This is a genomic window from Umezawaea tangerina (genome assembly GCF_003002815.1).
GTDB lineage: Bacteria > Actinomycetota > Actinomycetes > Mycobacteriales > Pseudonocardiaceae > Umezawaea > Umezawaea tangerina.
Map to the genome: position 1 here is coordinate 151,277 of NZ_PVTF01000006.1, position 16,378 is coordinate 167,654.

General features: G+C 72.2%; 12 protein-coding genes. 6 read left to right on the forward strand and 6 right to left on the reverse strand.

Annotated features, from left to right (window positions below; all coding sequences use genetic code 11):
* Positions 1–163 precede the first annotated feature (163 nt).
* The 3 genes from CLV43_RS21035 (at position 164) to CLV43_RS21045 (ending at position 2,680) form a co-directional block, all read left to right on the forward strand.
* Positions 164–610, forward strand: a complete 447-nt coding sequence (locus tag CLV43_RS21035) for a hypothetical protein (RefSeq protein ID WP_106188960.1) — start codon at positions 164–166, stop codon at positions 608–610.
* Entirely contained in the window at positions 604–1,731 is a 1,128-nt protein-coding gene (locus CLV43_RS21040) for a C40 family peptidase (protein WP_106188961.1), read from the forward strand. Before CLV43_RS21035 ends, CLV43_RS21040 begins: the two co-directional genes overlap by 7 nt.
* Before the next feature lie 91 nt (positions 1,732–1,822).
* Positions 1,823–2,680 carry a M23 family metallopeptidase gene (locus CLV43_RS21045; RefSeq protein ID WP_106188962.1) on the forward strand — a complete coding sequence of 286 codons (858 nt, stop codon included), beginning with the start codon at positions 1,823–1,825 and terminating at the stop codon, positions 2,678–2,680.
* Positions 2,681–2,739: 59 nt separating this feature from the next.
* Here the strand turns inward: CLV43_RS21045 and CLV43_RS21050 are convergent, their stop codons facing one another.
* Both CLV43_RS21050 and CLV43_RS21055 read right to left on the reverse strand, forming a co-directional pair.
* A complete protein-coding gene (locus CLV43_RS21050) occupies positions 2,740–5,643 on the reverse strand; it encodes an AfsR/SARP family transcriptional regulator (protein ID WP_106188963.1) in 2,904 nt (967 codons plus the stop codon).
* Between the two features lie 569 nt (positions 5,644–6,212).
* The gene (locus CLV43_RS21055) at positions 6,213–8,486 is read right to left on the reverse strand and encodes a hypothetical protein (protein WP_146174837.1); all 2,274 of its coding nucleotides are present in this window, start codon (positions 8,484–8,486) and stop codon (positions 6,213–6,215) included.
* Positions 8,487–8,603: 117 nt separating this feature from the next.
* On the opposite strand from CLV43_RS21055, the gene CLV43_RS21060 reads away from it, so the two are divergent.
* Positions 8,604–9,824, forward strand: coding sequence for a multidrug effflux MFS transporter (locus CLV43_RS21060; protein ID WP_106188965.1), 1,221 nt, complete (start codon positions 8,604–8,606; stop codon positions 9,822–9,824).
* Positions 9,825–10,414: 590 nt separating this feature from the next.
* On the opposite strand, the gene CLV43_RS21070 is transcribed toward CLV43_RS21060, so the two are convergent.
* The gene (locus tag CLV43_RS21070) at positions 10,415–11,347 is read right to left on the reverse strand and encodes a PLP-dependent cysteine synthase family protein (RefSeq protein ID WP_245886743.1); all 933 of its coding nucleotides are present in this window, start codon (positions 11,345–11,347) and stop codon (positions 10,415–10,417) included.
* Positions 11,348–11,459: 112 nt separating this feature from the next.
* Positions 11,460–12,629, reverse strand: a complete 1,170-nt coding sequence (locus tag CLV43_RS21075; RefSeq protein WP_245886744.1) for a serine hydrolase domain-containing protein — start codon at positions 12,627–12,629, stop codon at positions 11,460–11,462.
* 133 nt (positions 12,630–12,762) lie between these two features.
* Here CLV43_RS21075 and CLV43_RS21080 point away from each other — a divergent pair, with 133 nt between their 5' ends.
* Positions 12,763–13,881 (forward strand): sensor histidine kinase, encoded by a 1,119-nt coding sequence (locus CLV43_RS21080; RefSeq protein ID WP_245886745.1) that lies wholly within the window; start codon positions 12,763–12,765, stop codon positions 13,879–13,881.
* Positions 13,878–14,552 carry a response regulator gene (locus CLV43_RS21085; protein WP_106188969.1) on the forward strand — a complete coding sequence of 225 codons (675 nt, stop codon included), beginning with the start codon at positions 13,878–13,880 and terminating at the stop codon, positions 14,550–14,552. The genes CLV43_RS21080 and CLV43_RS21085 overlap by 4 nt, the downstream gene beginning before the upstream one ends.
* Positions 14,553–14,561: 9 nt before the next feature.
* Here the strand turns inward: CLV43_RS21085 and CLV43_RS21090 are convergent, their stop codons facing one another.
* Both CLV43_RS21090 and CLV43_RS21095 read right to left on the reverse strand, forming a co-directional pair.
* Positions 14,562–15,659, reverse strand: a complete 1,098-nt coding sequence (locus tag CLV43_RS21090; protein ID WP_106188970.1) for a sensor histidine kinase — start codon at positions 15,657–15,659, stop codon at positions 14,562–14,564.
* Entirely contained in the window at positions 15,652–16,326 is a 675-nt protein-coding gene (locus CLV43_RS21095; protein WP_106188971.1) for a response regulator transcription factor, read from the reverse strand. Before CLV43_RS21095 ends, CLV43_RS21090 begins: the two co-directional genes overlap by 8 nt.
* Positions 16,327–16,378: the final 52 nt, after the last annotated feature.

The window sequence follows — 16,378 nt, forward strand, 5'->3', positions numbered from 1 at the left end:
CCGCGCCCGATGCACCCCGGTTCGGGTGAAGCGCTGTCCACCTGCCGGTTTACCGACACCTAGGCGTTCCGATACCCCGGCCTCCCAGTATCTGCGTGTCAGGTCGAGCACCTCCGGACGACGGAGGACCGGCTCGACGGTCACGGTTTTCCTGGGGAGCAACATGTCCATCGGCACGATCGCCCGCCGAGCCGCAGTCGTGGCAGGCGCGGCCTCGCTGGGGCTCGGCGCGAGTCTTGTCTTCAGCGCACCGGCGAGTGCGGAGACCAACCCGTCGTGTTCGTCCGTCACGCAGATCGGGGTCACCGGTCACGTGACGGTCGGTGGCGCGAACGTGGCGTCGGTCAAGCAGTTCAAGGGGTGCGGGAAGAACTGGGCGTACACCTACGTGTGGGAGGGGTACCGGAACAACCACAGCAGCTGGGAGGTGTGCACCTCCATCGCGACCGGTTCCAGCGGCCCGTTCACGCTCGTGGACCTGAGGTGCACCAACAACAAGGTGGAGACCTGGTCGTCCGGCGCCGACACGCTGTCAGTCTGCACGCACGCCATCGGCACCCTGCCGAGCGACTCGCGCCAGGAGTTCGGCAAGACGGACATCCGGTGCTGACCCGCACAGCGGACGTCCTGCGGCGCGCGGCCGTCGGACTGGTCGGGGTCACCCTCGTCGGATCCGGGATGGTGGCCTGGAACGGGACCGCCGCCGCCGCGACGCGGAGCTACCCGGTGAAGACCACTTTGGACGGTCGGACCGTCAAGGACCCGGACGTGGCGGTCGGTGCGAAGCGGGTCGCCGACATGTACCCGGCGGGCAGCAGCGTCGCGCTGGTGTGCCAGGACCTCGGGCCGAGCTACGGCGGGAGCGACATCTGGGACCTGACCGACGACGGGCTGTGGGTGCCGGACGCCTACGTGGACACGAACTCCACGGGCATGGTCATGGGCAGGTGCGCGATCCCGAAGTCGTACCCGGCGAAGGCGGACCTCAACGGGCGCAAGAACAAGGGCGAGGCCGCGAACGCGCCGGGCGCGGTCGTGGACAAGTACAGGTCCGGCCAGGCGGTGCCGGTCGACTGCCAGGCGCTGGCGGGCGGCGTGATCTGGGACCACACCACGGCGAACCTGTGGGTGCCCGACGAGTACGTGAAGACCGGGATCACCGGGTTCGTCGAGGGCCTGCCCCGGTGCGACACCGACGGGCTGCGCGCCGGCACCGGGACCGAGGTCCACGGCCGCAACACCGGCCCGGCGGGGCCGACCACGGGTACCCGCCAGCAGAAGGTGGACCGGGTCATCGCCGCGGCGAAGTCGCAGCTCGGCAAGGGGCTGCTGTACTCGTGGGGCGGCGGCGGCAAGGGCGGGCCGTCCTACGGCATCCACCACTACCCCGACGGCGACCCCGCCAACGGCGACGACTACGGCCGCTTCGGGTTCGACTGCTCGGGCCTCACGCTCTACGCGTTCTGGAAGGGCGCCGGGATCGACATCGGCGCCAACACCACCGCGCAGTACAAGAGCGCGCACTTCGTGTCGCTCGACGCGCTGCTGCCCGGCGACCTGATCTTCTGGGGCGACGGCGACGACCGCACCACCACGACGCACGTGGTGCTCTACCTCGGCGGGGGCCAGGTCCTCGAAGCCGCCCCGCCGCGCGACGCGAGCAGCGTCCACATCCGTTCCACCTACGGCCAGGCGAGCTGGATGGCGCACGCCGTCCGCTACATCACCTGACCGGCCAACCCGGCGGGGAACCCCCGCCGCGGCGCAGTGATCGGTTCCGGCTCGATCGCCGGGACCTCTGGGAAGGGAAACCAAGAAACGCATGAAGCTCAACAAGTTCGCGGCCGCGGGCCTAGGCCTGCTGGTCGGCATCGGGGCCCTCACCATCGGCACGGGGGTGGCGGCGGCGGCACCCACGTTCCAGCTCCCGTTCCCCTGTGGACAGACGTGGGAGGGGCAGACCCGCTCCGACCACAGCCCCGCCAACGCCGTGGACCTCAACCGGGCGAACGACGACGGTGACGCCGTCGTCGCGGCCGCCTCCGGCACGGTCAGCCGGGTCGAGAACGAGGGGTCCACCAGCTACGGCCGGTGGATCGAGATCAACCACGGCAGCGGCTGGACCACGCGCTACGCCCACCTCTCCGCGCAGCGGGTGTCGGTCGGCCAGAGCGTGTCCCTCGGCCAGACGATCGGCAACGTCGGCAGCACCGGCGGCTCGACCGGCCCGCACCTGCACTTCGAGGAGCGGCAGGACGGCGCGGCCGTGAAGGCCAAGTTCAACGGCACCACCGCCCTCTACTGGGGTTCGAAGAGCTACAAGAGCAACAACAGCTGCGGCAGCGGCGGGGACGACAACCCCTACGACGCCGAAGAGGTGTGCGGCTCCGGCTACAAGGTCGTCGACTCCGCGGCGTTGAGCACCAAAGGTCGGGTCTACCTGACCTACAACGCCAGCAACGGCAACAACTGCGTCGTCACGATGAAGCACACCAAGCTCGGCACCGGCTCGGCGACCTCGGCGTTCCTCGAGGTCCAGGGCAGTGCGAGGGTCACGGACTCCGGCAGTTTCGGCTACTACGCCGGCCCGGTCCGCAAGCAGGCCGCCGACACCTGCGTGAAGTGGGGCGGCTCCGCTGACGGCTCCTCGTACACCAGCGGTTTCGAGCACTGCGGCTGATCCGCGGCCGACGGCCGCCCCGGTACCCCAATGCCGGGGCGGCCCGCGGTACGACCCCGTCAGTCCACCAGGACGGGGTCGAGGTAGCCGAGGAAAGACTCGAAGAACACGGGCAGCCGCACGTCGGCCCCGTCGAACAGGGTCCGGGAGGCCGTCCGGTGCACCTCCGCCTCCGCGTGGTGTCCCGTGGCCAGCAGCGCTCGGGCGACCTGCCGGTGCCCCGCCGCCCGACCGTAGGCGCTGCCGAGCTGGCTGGTCATCGTCAACGACCGCCGCGCGTCCGCGAGCGCCGCGTCCACGTCGCCGCGCCGCAGGTGGACCTCGGACCGGCTGAGCAGCGTCGTCCACTCGTCCTCGCGGTTGCCGACCTCCCGCGCCCTGGCCATGCACTCGTCGAGGTGCGCCAACGCCCGGTCGAGGTCCCCGAGGTCGCCGTAGAGCAGCCCCAGGTCCGCCAGGCAGATGGCGATGCTGTGCGGGGCGTCGTTCGCCAGCGCCAGCGAGAGCGCGTGACCGGCCAGCGACAGCGCCGTCCCGGTGCGACCGGCGAGGTGGTGCGCGCGGGCCAGCACGTGCAGCGTGCCGACCGTGGTCCCCGGAGCGCCGTGCGCGCGCAGGATCTCCAGCGCCTCCTCCAGGTGCGGCACCGCCTCCACGGCCTGGCCCATGTAGTTGGTGAGCAGCCCGCCGAGGCTGACCAGCACGCGGGCCCGGCCGACCTCGTCGCCGTCGGCCTCGCACAGCGCCAGCGCGCGGTGGAACCGCCCGCGCGCCTGGGTGTAGCGGCCCGCACCGCGGTCGGCGACGGCCCGCACGACCAGCGCGAGGTGCTCGGCGTTCGCGTCGAGCCCGTGCTTGGAGGCGATGACCGCGATGCGCCCGGTCTCGTCGATCTCCGCGTGCTGGTCCTGCTTCCACAGGTGCTCCTGGAGCATGCGGGCGATCTCCAGCGCGGGCAGCGCGGTCTCCGGCCGGGCGGCGCCGTGCGCGGCGGCCACCAGCAGGTTCGACGTCTCGTCGGCCATCCAGGCCAGGCACTCCTCGATGCCGCCGTGCGGTTCCGGCGGACCCGCGGCCGAGGAGTGCACGACGTCCAAGGGCCGCAACGTGGTCTGCACGGCGTCGAGCGTGCGGCAGTAGTACCGCAGCGCGCGGGTGATCGCCGCGGACCGCTCCCCCGCCGGTTCCTCGCGTTCGGCCTCCTCTATCGCGAACAGCCGGAGCAGGTCGTGCATCCGGTACTGGCCGGACGTCTCGGCCTCCACCAGGCCCGCGTCCACCAGCGGGTCGATCGCGCGCTCGGCTTCCGTCTGGTCGAGCCCCAGCAGTGCCGCCGCGACCGGCAGCCGCAACGTCGGCAGCGCCAGCAGACCCAGCAGCCGGAACGCGTGCGCGGCGGCCCGACCGCGCGCGGAGCCGTCGCGCAGCAGCTCGTCGTAGCTGAGCCGGACGCTGGAGCGGACCGCGAGGTCGTCGAATCGCAGCTCGTCGAGCCGGTGCCGTTCGTCGTCGAGCCGGTGGGCCAACGAGGCCAGCGTCCAGTCCGGTCTGCTGCGCAGCCGGGCGGCGGCGATGCGCAGCGCGAGCGGCAGGTAGCCGCAGTTGCGCGCCACGTCGGCCGCGGCCCGTCTGCTCGTCTCGTCGGTGACCAGCCCGGTCACCGCGCCGAGCAGCCCGACGGCCTCGTTCTCCGCCAACGGGTCGAGCACGAGGTGCAGACCGTCCACAGTGGCCAGCATGCGCCTGCTCGTGACCAGGACGGCGGTACCGGGGCCCGCGGGCAGCAGCGGGATGACCTGGCTCGCGTCGACCGCGTTGTCCAGCACCACGAGGACGCGGCGGTCGGCCAGCAGCGACCGGTACAGCGCGGCGGCTTCAGCGGGCTGCGACGGCACGGCCAGCGGCGGCGAGCCGAGCGCGCGCAGGAAGCGCTGGAGCACGTGCGTGGCGTCGAGCGGTTCGCGGCCCGGCGTCGAGCCCTGGAGGTCCACGTAGAGCTGGCCGTCCGGGAACAGCCCGGCCGCGAGGTGCGCGACCCGCAGGACCAGCGCGGACTTCCCCCGGCCGCCGGGGCCGTGCACCGCACCGACCACGGGCTCCCGGTCGGCGCGCGCCAACAGGTCCAGCAGCATCTCGCGCTCGCGGTCGCGGTTCATGAAGACCGCCGGGTTCACCGGCAGCTCGCGCGGCGCGAACCTCTCCTCCGCCACCGCCTCGGGCGCAGGAGGAGCGTCACCGGCCAGCACCGCCGCGTGCAGCGCCCGCAGCTCCTGCCCCGGATCGAGCCCCAGCTCCTCGGCCAGCAACCGCTGCCCCTCGCCGAACACCGCAAGGGCCTCGGCCTGCCGTCCGGAATGGTGCAACGCCAGCATCAGCTGACCGCGCAAGCGTTCGCGCAACGGCTCGTCGGCGACCAGGGCGGTCAGCTCCGGCACGAGATCGCGGTGCCGACCCGCCCGCAGATCGGCGTCGACCCGGTACTCCACCGCGCTGAGCCGCTCCTCCTCCAGCGCCGCGCCCAACCTGCCCCCACGACCGGTGTGCCGCAGATCCGGCACCGCGTCACCCCGCCACAACCCCAGCGCCTCGCGCAGCAACGCGCCCGCGGCCACCGGATCAGCCGTGGCGGTGGCCCGGCGCACCAGGTCGCGGAAACCGTGCAGGTCCAGCGCCTCGGGCGGGATGTCCAACCGGTACCCCTGCCGCGACCCGGTCAACACCACCCCGCCGTCACTGGCCAGGAGCCTGCGCAACTGGGAGACGTAGACCTGGACGACCTTGCGACCACTGGCGGGCGGCTCGTCCTCCCACAACACGGCGAGCAAGGTCTCGACCGAGACCTCCTGGCCGGCGCTGAGCAGCAAAGTGGTCAGCAACCGCCGCTGCTGGGGAGCGGCGATGAGGAGCCCCTGGTCCCCACACCGCACCTCCAGCGGCCCCAGAACACCAAACGACCAGCTCATCTGCCCACCAGACACACATCGGCCGATCCTGGTCCGCGGTCGTCGACCGCGTCTCGCTGTGTGGTGACGCACGCCTGTTCAAACAAGTTGCCTTGAACCCCAGAATTTCAAGGCGACAGTCCAACAGTTGGGCTTCGAGGCTGTCAAGCGTTGGGGATTGGGGGGGGTATGGGCTGGTGGGAGGGGGCCAATCGAGACGGGGGTGTTGGGTGGTGCGGTGTTGTCTTGCCGCGGTGTGGGTGCCGAGGTCTCCGGGGGTGTCGAGGTCTCCGGGGGTGTCGAGGTCTCCGGGGGTGTCGCTGCGGTGGACTACGGGGTGTCGCTGCAGCGGACCTGGGTGCGGTCGGCTTGACTTGGGGCCCCTTTTTTGGGCTTCGTCGGGCGAAAAGGGCAGGTGGTAGAGCCTGCCCGCCGCCGCAAGTTTAAGCCCAAAAACCCCAAGTCAAGCCGACCGCACGGCGGACGAGCGTGCTCGCTTCCAGCCGAGCTGGGCGTATGTCTTTTGTTCCAGCGTCGTTGGGCGACTTGTGTTCGCTTTCGGCGTCGTTGGGCGGTTGATCGGTTGGTGGTTAGCGGTGGTCCAGTTCGTCGAGCAGGTGGGTGCCTGCGATGAAGGCGGTGGCGGACAAGGGGCCGTGGTTGGTGGCCAGTTTGCGGAGTTCGCGGAGGGCGGCCTGGTGGTCGCCGAGGTGGCGATAGCTTTCGGCGACCAGGTAGCGGGCGTTGTCGGCCCAGTCGGACCAGTCGGCGGTGTCGAGGCCGTGGGGGTGGTCGCGGAGGTGGTCCAGCCAGTTGGCGGCGACCAGGCCGGCGTCGACGGCGTCCTCGTAGCGGGCGGCGGCGTGGTTGGCGTAGGTGGATTGGTACCACTGCTCGACTCTGGCGCCTTCGCGCAAGGAGGCCTGGCCGATGGCTTCGTTGAGGTCGTCGGCGGCGGCCGCCGGGTGGCCCGCGTCGATGAGGGCGCAGGCGCGGAGGTAGCGGAGGTGGCCGTGGAGGCGGTTGGAGCCGGTGGGTGGTGGGGACTCCAGGAGCCGGGTGACCAGGGACTGGAAGGAAGCCAGGTCGTTGAGGTGTTCGTAGGTGTTCCTGAGGCGGGCCAACGACTCCAGGGCCTTTTCGGGTGCGTCCGCGGCGATGAAGGCGGTCAGGGCGGCGGTGGCCGAGTCGATGGCGCCGTCGGGGCTGATGCCGCTTTCGAGGTCCAGCAGGGAGCCCAGGGCGAGGAGGTCCTCGGCGGCACGGGCGTGCTGTTTGCCGCGGGTCAGGGACGCGCGGGCTTCGGGGTGCCTGCCCTGGCCCGCGAGCACGTGGGCCAGCCAGTGCTCGCCCCAGGCGCAGGCGCTGTCGTCGCCGGTGGAACGCAGTGCCGCCACGGCGTCGGCGGTGGTGGCGAGACCTTCGTCGGTCCGTCCTTTGTAGACGATCCACAGGCCGAGCCAGCAGTGGGTGAGCAGGGCTGAGCACTCGTCGCCGTGGCGGCGGTAGACCTCGGCGCAGCGGCGGAGGACGGCCTCGGTGTCGTCGTCCTGGAAGAACTTCGCGCGCAGCTCGGCGACGCCCGCGGCGACCGGTTCCGGTGGGGTGGCGGAGATGGCGGCCAGGCAGGCGCGGGCCTCGTCCTGTTCGCAGCGCAGGTCGTGGAGGCGGGCGAGGTGGAGCAGGGCGGTGTCGGACAGGCCGTCGGTGCGGGCGCGCAGAGGTGGGCGGCTGGTCGGGCTCAGCGGGACGAAGTCCGCGAGCGGGCGGGCGGCGAGGCGGGTGCGGACGCGGTCGCTGACCACGGTGGAGGCGTTGCGGCGGTCGAAGCGGTCGGCCAGCTCCAGCGCGACCCGGCGCATCCGGCGGGCGACCTCGTGGAACGGCACGGAGTTCGGGTCGTCGCCGAGGTCGAGGCGGGTGTCGCCGCGGCCGGCCCGGACCAGGGCGTCGGCGAGGACGGCGACCGAGGTGGCGTACTCCATCGTGGCCAGCGGTCGCTTGCGCGACTCGAAGCCCTTCATCGGGCCGAGCCGGTCGACGCCCGCGGTCTCGTTGCCGGTGAGCGCGCAGAACTCCACGAGCCTGCCGTGGTTCTCCAGCGAGTGCGCCTCGCCGGACATGCCGCGCTGCACCCGCCGGTACGCGAGCACGGCCTCGTCCCACCGGCCCGCTTCGGCCAGGGGCAACAACATCAGGCAGCGCACGAGCACCGTCGGCTCGTCGGAGACCGCGGTCTCGGCGAGGATCGGCGCGGCCAGGGCGTGCGCGCGCGACACCGACTCGGCGTCGCCGCGCGCCAGGGCCTGCTCGATCCCGACGACGCTGAGCCACCGGTCGTCCTCGTCGACCGCGGCCGTGGCGGTCCACCGCAGGAAGGCCGCCTCCGCCGCCTCCCAGTCGCCGAGGTGCGCGGCCACGCCCCGGCGCACCGAGTGGACCTCGTGCGGATCGCGTCCGGCGGCCAGGAACCGCTGCTCCACGTCGTCGACCGCCCGGTCGATCTCGTCGAGGCCGAAGTCGGGGAAGTCCACCATGCACTCGACGAGCCAGGCGTACCACTGCAGCAGCGTGGCCACGTCCTCCTCGGTGAAGCGCCACGGCCGCCGGTCGTGGTCGGCGAGGCACTCGCGCAGCAGCCGGTACACCAGGTCCCAGTGGCCGCGGCGGCGGTAGGCGTCGGACAGGTCGCGGCGGGCCAGGAACAACACCCTGGGCACGTCGGCGTCGTCGGCCCTGCCGACCAGGTCCTCCAGCAACGCGGTCCGGGCGCCGGTGTCGTTCGTGGCGCGCGCTTCGTTCAGGGAGACCCAGAGCTGGAACTCGGTGGGGTCCATCGACGGCCCCGCTCCCGGTGTGCTCACACCGGAGTAGCTTAGGCCCCCGCGACCGTCCACACGGTGTTCCCGCCCACAACGGGGAACGGCCCGGACGTGACGCCCCCTTGTGCGGCTTGGCGGGATTCCGAGGGCAGGAGAGCGATGAGCAGGGTGGTCGAGGACGTCCGGACCAGCCCCGGCGTGCCGAGAACGGCGCTCGTCCTTGGTGGACTGACCGCGTTCGGGCCGCTCTCGATCGACATGTACCTGCCCGCGCTGCCGCGGATCGCGGACGACCTGCACGCCGCCGACGCCACCGTGCAGCTCACGCTGACGTCGTTCATCGTCGGCCTGGCGATCGGCCAGCTCGTGCTCGGCCCCCTGTCCGACTCGCTCGGCAGGCGCCGCCCGCTCCTGGCCGGACTCGCCCTCTACGTCGTCGGCTCGCTGCTGTGCGCGATCAGCCCCACCAGCGGTGTCCTGATCGCCGCCCGCGCGCTCCAGGCGCTCGGCGCCGCCGCGGGCATGGTGATCGCCAGGGCCACCGTGCGCGACCTGTTCTCCGGCATCGCGATGACCCGCTTCTTCTCCACCCTCACGCTCGTCATCGGCCTCGCGCCGATCCTGGCACCGGTCATCGGCAGCCAACTGCTGGCCTGGACGTCGTGGCGAGGGGTGTTCTACGCGCTCGCGGGCTTCGGCGCGCTGCTGCTGACCGTCGTCACCCTGCTGCTGCCCGAGTCGTTGCCACCCGCGCTGCGCTCCCCCACCCGCGTCGGCTCGGCGTTGCGCGCCTACGCCCGCCTGCTCGGCGAGCGGTCGTTCGTCGGCTACGCGCTCGCGTCCGGCCTCATGTTCGCCGCGCTGTTCGCCTACGTCTCGGGCTCGTCGTTCGCGCTCCAGGGCGTCTACGGCCTGAGCCCGCAGGCCTACAGCCTGGTGTTCGGCCTCAACGGGGTGGGCATCATGATCTCGGGCGTCGTCAACCGGAGGCTGGTCGGGCGGTTCAGCGGGCACACCATGCTGCTGTCCGGTCTGGTCCTCGCGGCCGTCGGGGGGACCGGCGTGCTCGCCGCGGTGCTGCTCGACCTCGGCCTGGTCGGGCTGCTGGTGCCGCTGTTCCTGCTGGTGTCGGCGTTCGGGATCGTGCTGCCGAACGCCACGTCGCTGGCACTGGCCGAGCACGCGAAGTCGGCCGGTGCGGCCTCGGCACTGCTCGGGGTGCTCCAGTTCGTGATCGGCGGCGGCGTGGCCACACCGCTGGTGGGGCTCGGCGGCCCCGGCACCGCACTGCCGATGGCTCTGGTGATCGCGGGCTTCGCCGTGCTCGCCCTGGTCGTGTCACTGGTCCTCAACCGGCCTGCCGCGGGCCGCACGGTCTAGTGGTGTGTCGCAGAGGGTTGACCCGGTAATCAACTCGGCCACGTGGAGAGGCAGGCTTGTCCCACATGTCGAGTGGGGAAGTGGGTGTGGGGATTCGCGGCACTGGACCCAAATGAAGCGGCGGACGGAGTCGGAGGATCGGTGAGGCGATCCGGCAACGGATCTGCCCGATCGCCCGGACCTCGCCCGCCGACTTGGGCATCACCAGCTTCGCCACCTGGTCACTGGCCAAGCTCCGCGACCACCTGCTCGACCGCGGCACCGTGGCCGCGATCAGCCGGGAGACCCTGCATCGCATCCTGAGTAGGGCTGGGATGCCCTGGCAGAGCACCACGACCTGGAAAACGTCCACCGACCCGGACTTCCTCGCGAAGACACACCGGATCCTGAACCTCTACGACCACCCGCCCGACGTGAGTACCTGGACCTTCCCAAAGCCCTCCGTCGTCAGTGGCCCGAGGGCGCGTCGCACCTGGTCATGGACAACTTCTCCCCGCACCGCCATCCCGTCGTCCGGACATGGGCGGCGAGCAACCGGGCCGCCCATCCGAACCTGGACCAGTTACCCGGCCTGCCGCGCGCCGCGCGAGCTAGGCGAACAGCGACCCGGCCAGGTACTTCAGCCCGGTGTCCGCCGCGACGGTGACCACGGTGTGGCCCGCGCCCAGTTCCTGGCCGACCTGGATCGCGCCGAGGACGTTGAGGGCGGACGAGGTGCCCGCGAACACGCCCTCCTCGCGCACCAGGCGCAGGGCGAGCTCGCGGGCCTCGGGTTCGTCGATCGCCAGGGCCTGGTCGTAGCCGCCCGAACGCAGCAACGGTGGCACCGCGCCGGTGGCGGTGCCCTCGACCGTGTGCGGGCCGTTCGTGCCCTTGGTCAGCACCGGTGACGTGGCCGGTTCCAGTGCGACCACGCGCACCTCGCCCGCCGCCCGCAGCACGGCCGCGACGCCGGTGAGCATGCCGCCGGTGCCGACCGCGCCGCAGAACGCGTCGACGGCGCCCGCCTGGTCGACGATCTCCTGGCCCAGCGCGGTGTAGCCGTCCAGGGCGTCGGTGTTGTTGAACTGGTCGGTCCAGAAGGCGCCGTCGCGCTCCACGACGCGCTCGACCTCGGCCCTCATCCGGTCGAACAGGTCGGGGGTGACGCGGCCGCCGTCGCTGGGGACGACGGTCAGGTCGGCGCCGAAGGCGCGCATGGTGCGCAGCTTCTCCGGCGAGAACGCGTCCGACGAGACGACCGACAGCGGGTAGCCCTTGACCGCGCAGACGAACGCGAGCGACGACCCCGTGCTGCCACCGGTGAACTCGACGACCCGCCGACCGGGCGTCAGCTCGCCGCGGCGTTCGGCGCCCTCGATCATGGCCAGCGCCATCCGGTCCTTGTAGCTGCCGGTCGGGTTGCCGCCCTCGATCTTGACCAGCACCTCCGCCGCGCCCGCCGGGACCACGCGGCGCAGGCGCACGACCGGGGTGCCGCCGATGGCCTGGAGCGGGGACGGGAGCACGCCTGGGAAGTTCACGGATCTCCTCCTGGTCCGGGGGCCGACCAGCGGACCGTACCGGGCCCGGAGATCGCTCCGCCAGGAGCCGAACGCCGTCATCGCGACCACCGACCCGGAGGTCGGAGACGGCTCAGGCGGCCGCGCAGAGCGCGTGGTCGACCAGGTCCACGGCGACGTCCTTGGTCGGGGCGGGGACACCCGGCTTCGGCGTCATGGAGTCGGTGTTGATGGAGACGACCACGCTGCGGCTGCCGTCGGGGCTGACGCCGTTGCGGGTCTTGAAGCCGTGGATGTCGCCGCCGTGCGACCAGGCGCCGCCGCAGGAGTTCGGGACCCACATCAGGCCGAGGCCGTAGCGGGCGCCGGGCCACGCGCCGTCGAACTTGGCCGCGCGCACGGTCTTCCGCATCTCGGCGAGCTGCGCCGGGCGGAGCACCCGACCTCCCAGCAGCGCCTTGAGGAACGTGTTGCCGTCGGCGGTGGTGCTGATCATCTCCCCGGCCGCCCCGCCCCAGGACGGGTTGAGCGCGGTCGCGTCGATGTCCTCGCCCTCGGGGGTGAACCGCTCGTACCCGACGGCGTGCGGGCCGGGGACGAGCGGGGAGGTGCCGGGCGTGTAGGTGTCGCGCAGGCCGAGCGGGCGGACGATCCGCGCCTGGACCTCGTGCTGCCAGGTGTTCCCGGTGACCTCGGCGATGATCATCCCGACGAGGGCGTAGTTGGTGTTGGAGTAGCTCCAGTCCGTGCCGGGGGCGAACTCCGGCTTGGACCTCATCGCCAGCGCGACCGCCTCCTGCGGCGTCAGGGTGTCGAAGCGGTGCTGCTCGAACCCCGCCTGGTCGAACAGGTACGGCAGCTGCGCCAGGTACTCCGGCAGTCCGCTCGTGTGCTGGAGCAGCTGCCGCACGGTGATCTTCGCGCCGTCGTTGTCGTTGCCGGTCACGACACCGGGCAGCCACCGTTCCACGGTGTCCTCCAAGGACAACCGGCCCTCGCCGACGAGCTGGAGCAGCGTCGCGGCGACGAAGGTCTTGGTGTAGCTGCCGATCCGGAACCGCGCGTCCCACGGCACCGGCGTCCTCGCCGCCACGTCGCCGAACCCGCTGCGCACCTTCGCCCGCCACGTCGGGGTGTCCAGCTGCACCAGCACACCGGGAGCGCCGAGCGCGAGCAGCGCGTCCGCGTCGCGCTGGAGGGTCCTCGTGCCGGTCCGCTCGCCGGTGCCCGCGTCCGCGACCCCCACCGCCGTGGTGCCGAGCACCGTCGTCATCGCCATCAACACCGCACAGGTTCGTTTCATGAGGACAACGCTAGGGACGGACCAGGTGCCGGACATCGCCCTGGGAAGGGATCTTCGCCTACCCCCGTGGGGGTACCGGCGGATACCTCCGCGGGTCGGCGCGGGGGCGGGCGTCCGCCGCTACCGTGGGCCTGTGAGGGTGAACCCGCGACCTGCCATGGTGGACGTGCTGCTGGCGACCGTGCTCACCGGGCTGACCATCTGCACGCTGCTGGGCCGCACCGGCCGCCTCGACTGGCTCGCCCTGGTGCTCGCCTCGCTCACCGCCGCGCCGCTCGCGCTGCGGCAGCGCGCACCCGTGACGACGACGCTGGTCATCGGGGGCGCGCTGGCGGTGTACAGCCTGAACGGCTACGGCGAGTTCCCCAACGCCGGGATCGGCGTGCTGATCGCGCTGTTCACCGTCGCCACCCTCCGGCCGCCGTCCGTCACGGCGGTGATGTGCGTGGTCACGATGGGCGTGATGACGTTCATCTACCTCACCTCGACGGTCCCGTTCGTCTGGTCGGAGGTCGTCCAGACGATCCTGGAGACGCTCGGCGCGTGCGCGCTCGGCGAGGGCACCAAGCGGTGGGGGCGGCGTGCCGAACGGCTGGCCGAACGGGCTGCGCGGGCGGTCGCCGAGGAACGGGTGCGCATCGCCAGGGAGCTGCACGACATCGTCGCGCACCACATGTCCGTGATCTCGCTCCAGGCCGGGCTGGCGCAGTACGTGCTGGACACCGACCTGGCCACGGCCCGGAAGGCGATCACCACCGTGGGCGACACCAGCCGCGAGGCGCTGGCGGAGATGCGCAGGCTGCTGGACGTGCTGCGGGTGGACCACACCGAGGACTCCGAGGACGCCGACCTGACCCCGCAGCCGGGGCTGGCGGTGCTCGGCGAGCTGGTGGACCGCACCCGCGGGGCCGGGCTGCCGGTCGACATGGTCGTCACCGGCCGGGCCAGGCCGCTGCCGCCGGGGCCGGACCTGTGCGCGTACCGGGTGGCGCAGGAGTCGCTGACCAACGTGCTGAAGCACGCCGGTCCGGCCAAGGCGCGGATCGACCTCGACTACGGGGAGAGCACGCTGACCCTCAAGGTGTCCGACGACGGCGCCGCGGTCCGCACCCGGCCCTTGGCCAAGACCTCGCACGGCATCCGCGGGATGCGCGAGCGGGCCGAGCTCTACGGCGGGGTGCTCACCGCGGGCCCCGCCGAGAACGGCGGGTTCACCGTCGTCGTCCGACTTCCGATGGGTGAGGACCTGTGACGATCCGCGTGCTCGTGGCCGACGACCAGGCGTTGATCCGGGCCGGGCTGGTCGCGCTGTTCACCGCCGCGCCGGGGTTGGAGGTCGTGGGCGAGGCCGCCGACGGGGCGCAGGCCGTGGCGGTCGCCGCGGACACCGCGCCGGACGTGGTCCTGATGGACATCCGGATGCCGGTGATGGACGGGATCGCGGCCACCAGGGAGGTCCTGGCGTCGCCCGGTGAGAGCCCGCCGCGGGTGGTGGTGCTGACCACGTTCGACCTCGACGAGTACGTGTACAGCGCGCTGGGCGCCGGGGCGTCCGGGTTCCTGCTCAAGGACACGCCGCCGGACCGGATCATCGCGGCGGTGCACACGATCGCGGGCGGGGACATCCTGCTGGCGCCGCGGATCACGCAGCGGCTGATCGAGGCGCACGCGCGGCACCACCGGAGCACGGCGGTGGGGGCCGCGGAGCTCGGCGAGCTGACGACTCGGGAGACCGAGGTGCTCCGGTTGGTGGGCAACGGCTTGAGCAACGGGCAGATCGCGCAGCGGTTGGTGCTCAGCGAGGCGACGGTGAAGACGCACGTGAAGAGGCTGATGGGGAAGCTGGGGCTGAGCAGCCGGGCGCAGGCCGTCGTGGTGGCCTACGAGACCGGGCTGATCGTGCCCACGACCGCGCGCCCCTGAGGGGTCGGTTCACCCCTGCCTGGACGGCGCGCCCGTGCCGGGCAGCCGGACCGTGACGACGAGACCTCCGGTCGGGCGGGGCGCGAGCTTGAGGATCCCCTGGTGCGCCCGGACGACGCTGTGCACGATGGCCAGCCCGAGACCGACGCCCGCGTGCTCGTCTGCGCGCACCCGTTCCGCCCCGCGCTGGAAGGGTTCGGTGAGGGTGGGCACCAGGTCCGAGGGCATTGGGAGGCCGGTGTTCTCGACCCGCAGCACGCTCGCACCGTGCCTCGTCTCGGTGTGCACGACCACCGAACCGCCGGCGGGGAGGTTGTGCACGATGGCGTTCTGCACGAGGTTCGCCACCATCCGCAGCAGGAGCGCCGCGGAACCGGCGGTGAACGTCGTGCAGCCGGTGACGTCGAGCGCGATCCCGCGCTGCTCGGCCAGCGGGAGCAGCGTCTCGGCCGCCTCCTCGGCGAGCAGCGAGAGGTCGACGGGCTCGCGGTCGAACGCGCCCCGGTCGCCGTGGCTGAGCAGCAGCAGGGCCTCGGTGAGGTCGATCGCCCGCGTGTTGGCGGTGTGCAGCCGGTCGAGGAGCTCACCCTGGTCCCGCTCGGGGTCGTTGCGGGCGACGTCGAGGAGCGTCCGCGAGATCGCCAGCGGGGTGCGCAGCTCGTGGGAGGCGTTCGCGGCGAACCTGCGCTGCTCGGCCACGTGGGACTCGAGCTGTTCGAGCATCGTGTCGAACGCGTCGGCGAGCGCGCGGAACTCGTCCTGCGGGCCCTCCATCCGCAACCGGTGGGACAGCGACCCCTCTGCGGCCAGCCGGGCGGCGTCCGCGATCCGGGTGAGCGGGGCGAGCATCCGGCCCGCGAGGATCCATCCGCCGACCAGGCCGAACAGGAGCAGGGAGACCATCGCCACGGCCGCGGCCGGGAAGAAGATGCGCACCAGCAGGTACCGGTTGGGCGAGACCCCGAGCAGGCCCTTGTCGTTGTCGGGGACGAAGCGCAGCAGGTACGCCCACACCACCGCCATCAGCACGACACCCGCGACGAGGAGGAACCCGGCGTAGCTCACGGTCAGCTTCAGCCGCGCGCTGAGCCCCGGAGGCCTAGGCACGGCTGCCGCCGGTGTCGATCCGGTAGCCGACGCCGGGCACCGTGGCGATGAGCCGCGGCTCGCCCAGCCGTTTGCGCAGCGAGGAGATGGTGATGCGGACGGCGTTGGTGAACGGGTCGGCGTTCTCGTCCCAGGCCCGCTCCAGCAGCTCCTCTGCGCTGACGACACCGCCTTCGGCCGCGACCAGCACCTCCAGCACGGCGAACTGCTTGCGGGTGAGCGCGACGTAGTGCCCGTCGCGGAAGACCTCCCGGCGGAACGGGTCGAGGCGCAGGCCCGCGATCTCGCGGACCGGGGGCCGGGCGTGCGTGCGCCTGCGGTCGAGCGCCCGCAGCCGCATGACGAGCTCGCGGAGGTCGAACGGCTTGGTGAGGTAGTCGTCGGCGCCGAGCCCGAACCCGGACGCCTTGTCGTCGATCCGGTCGGCGGCGGTGAGCATCAGGATCGGGATGCCGCTGCCGGAGGCGACGATCCGCCGGGCGACCTCGTCGCCGGAGGGGCCGGGGACGTCGCGGTCGAGGATCGCGAGGTCGTAGGAGTTGACGCCGAGCAGCTCCAGCGCGGAGTCGCCGTCACCCGCGATGTCGGCGGCGATCGCCTCCAGCCGGAGGCCGTCGCGGACGGCCTCGGCCAGGTGGGGCTCGTCCTCGACGATCAGCACGCGCATCACCCGAGCCTAGGTGGCGCGGCCTATCGCCGACGTATGTGGACCGGCCGCG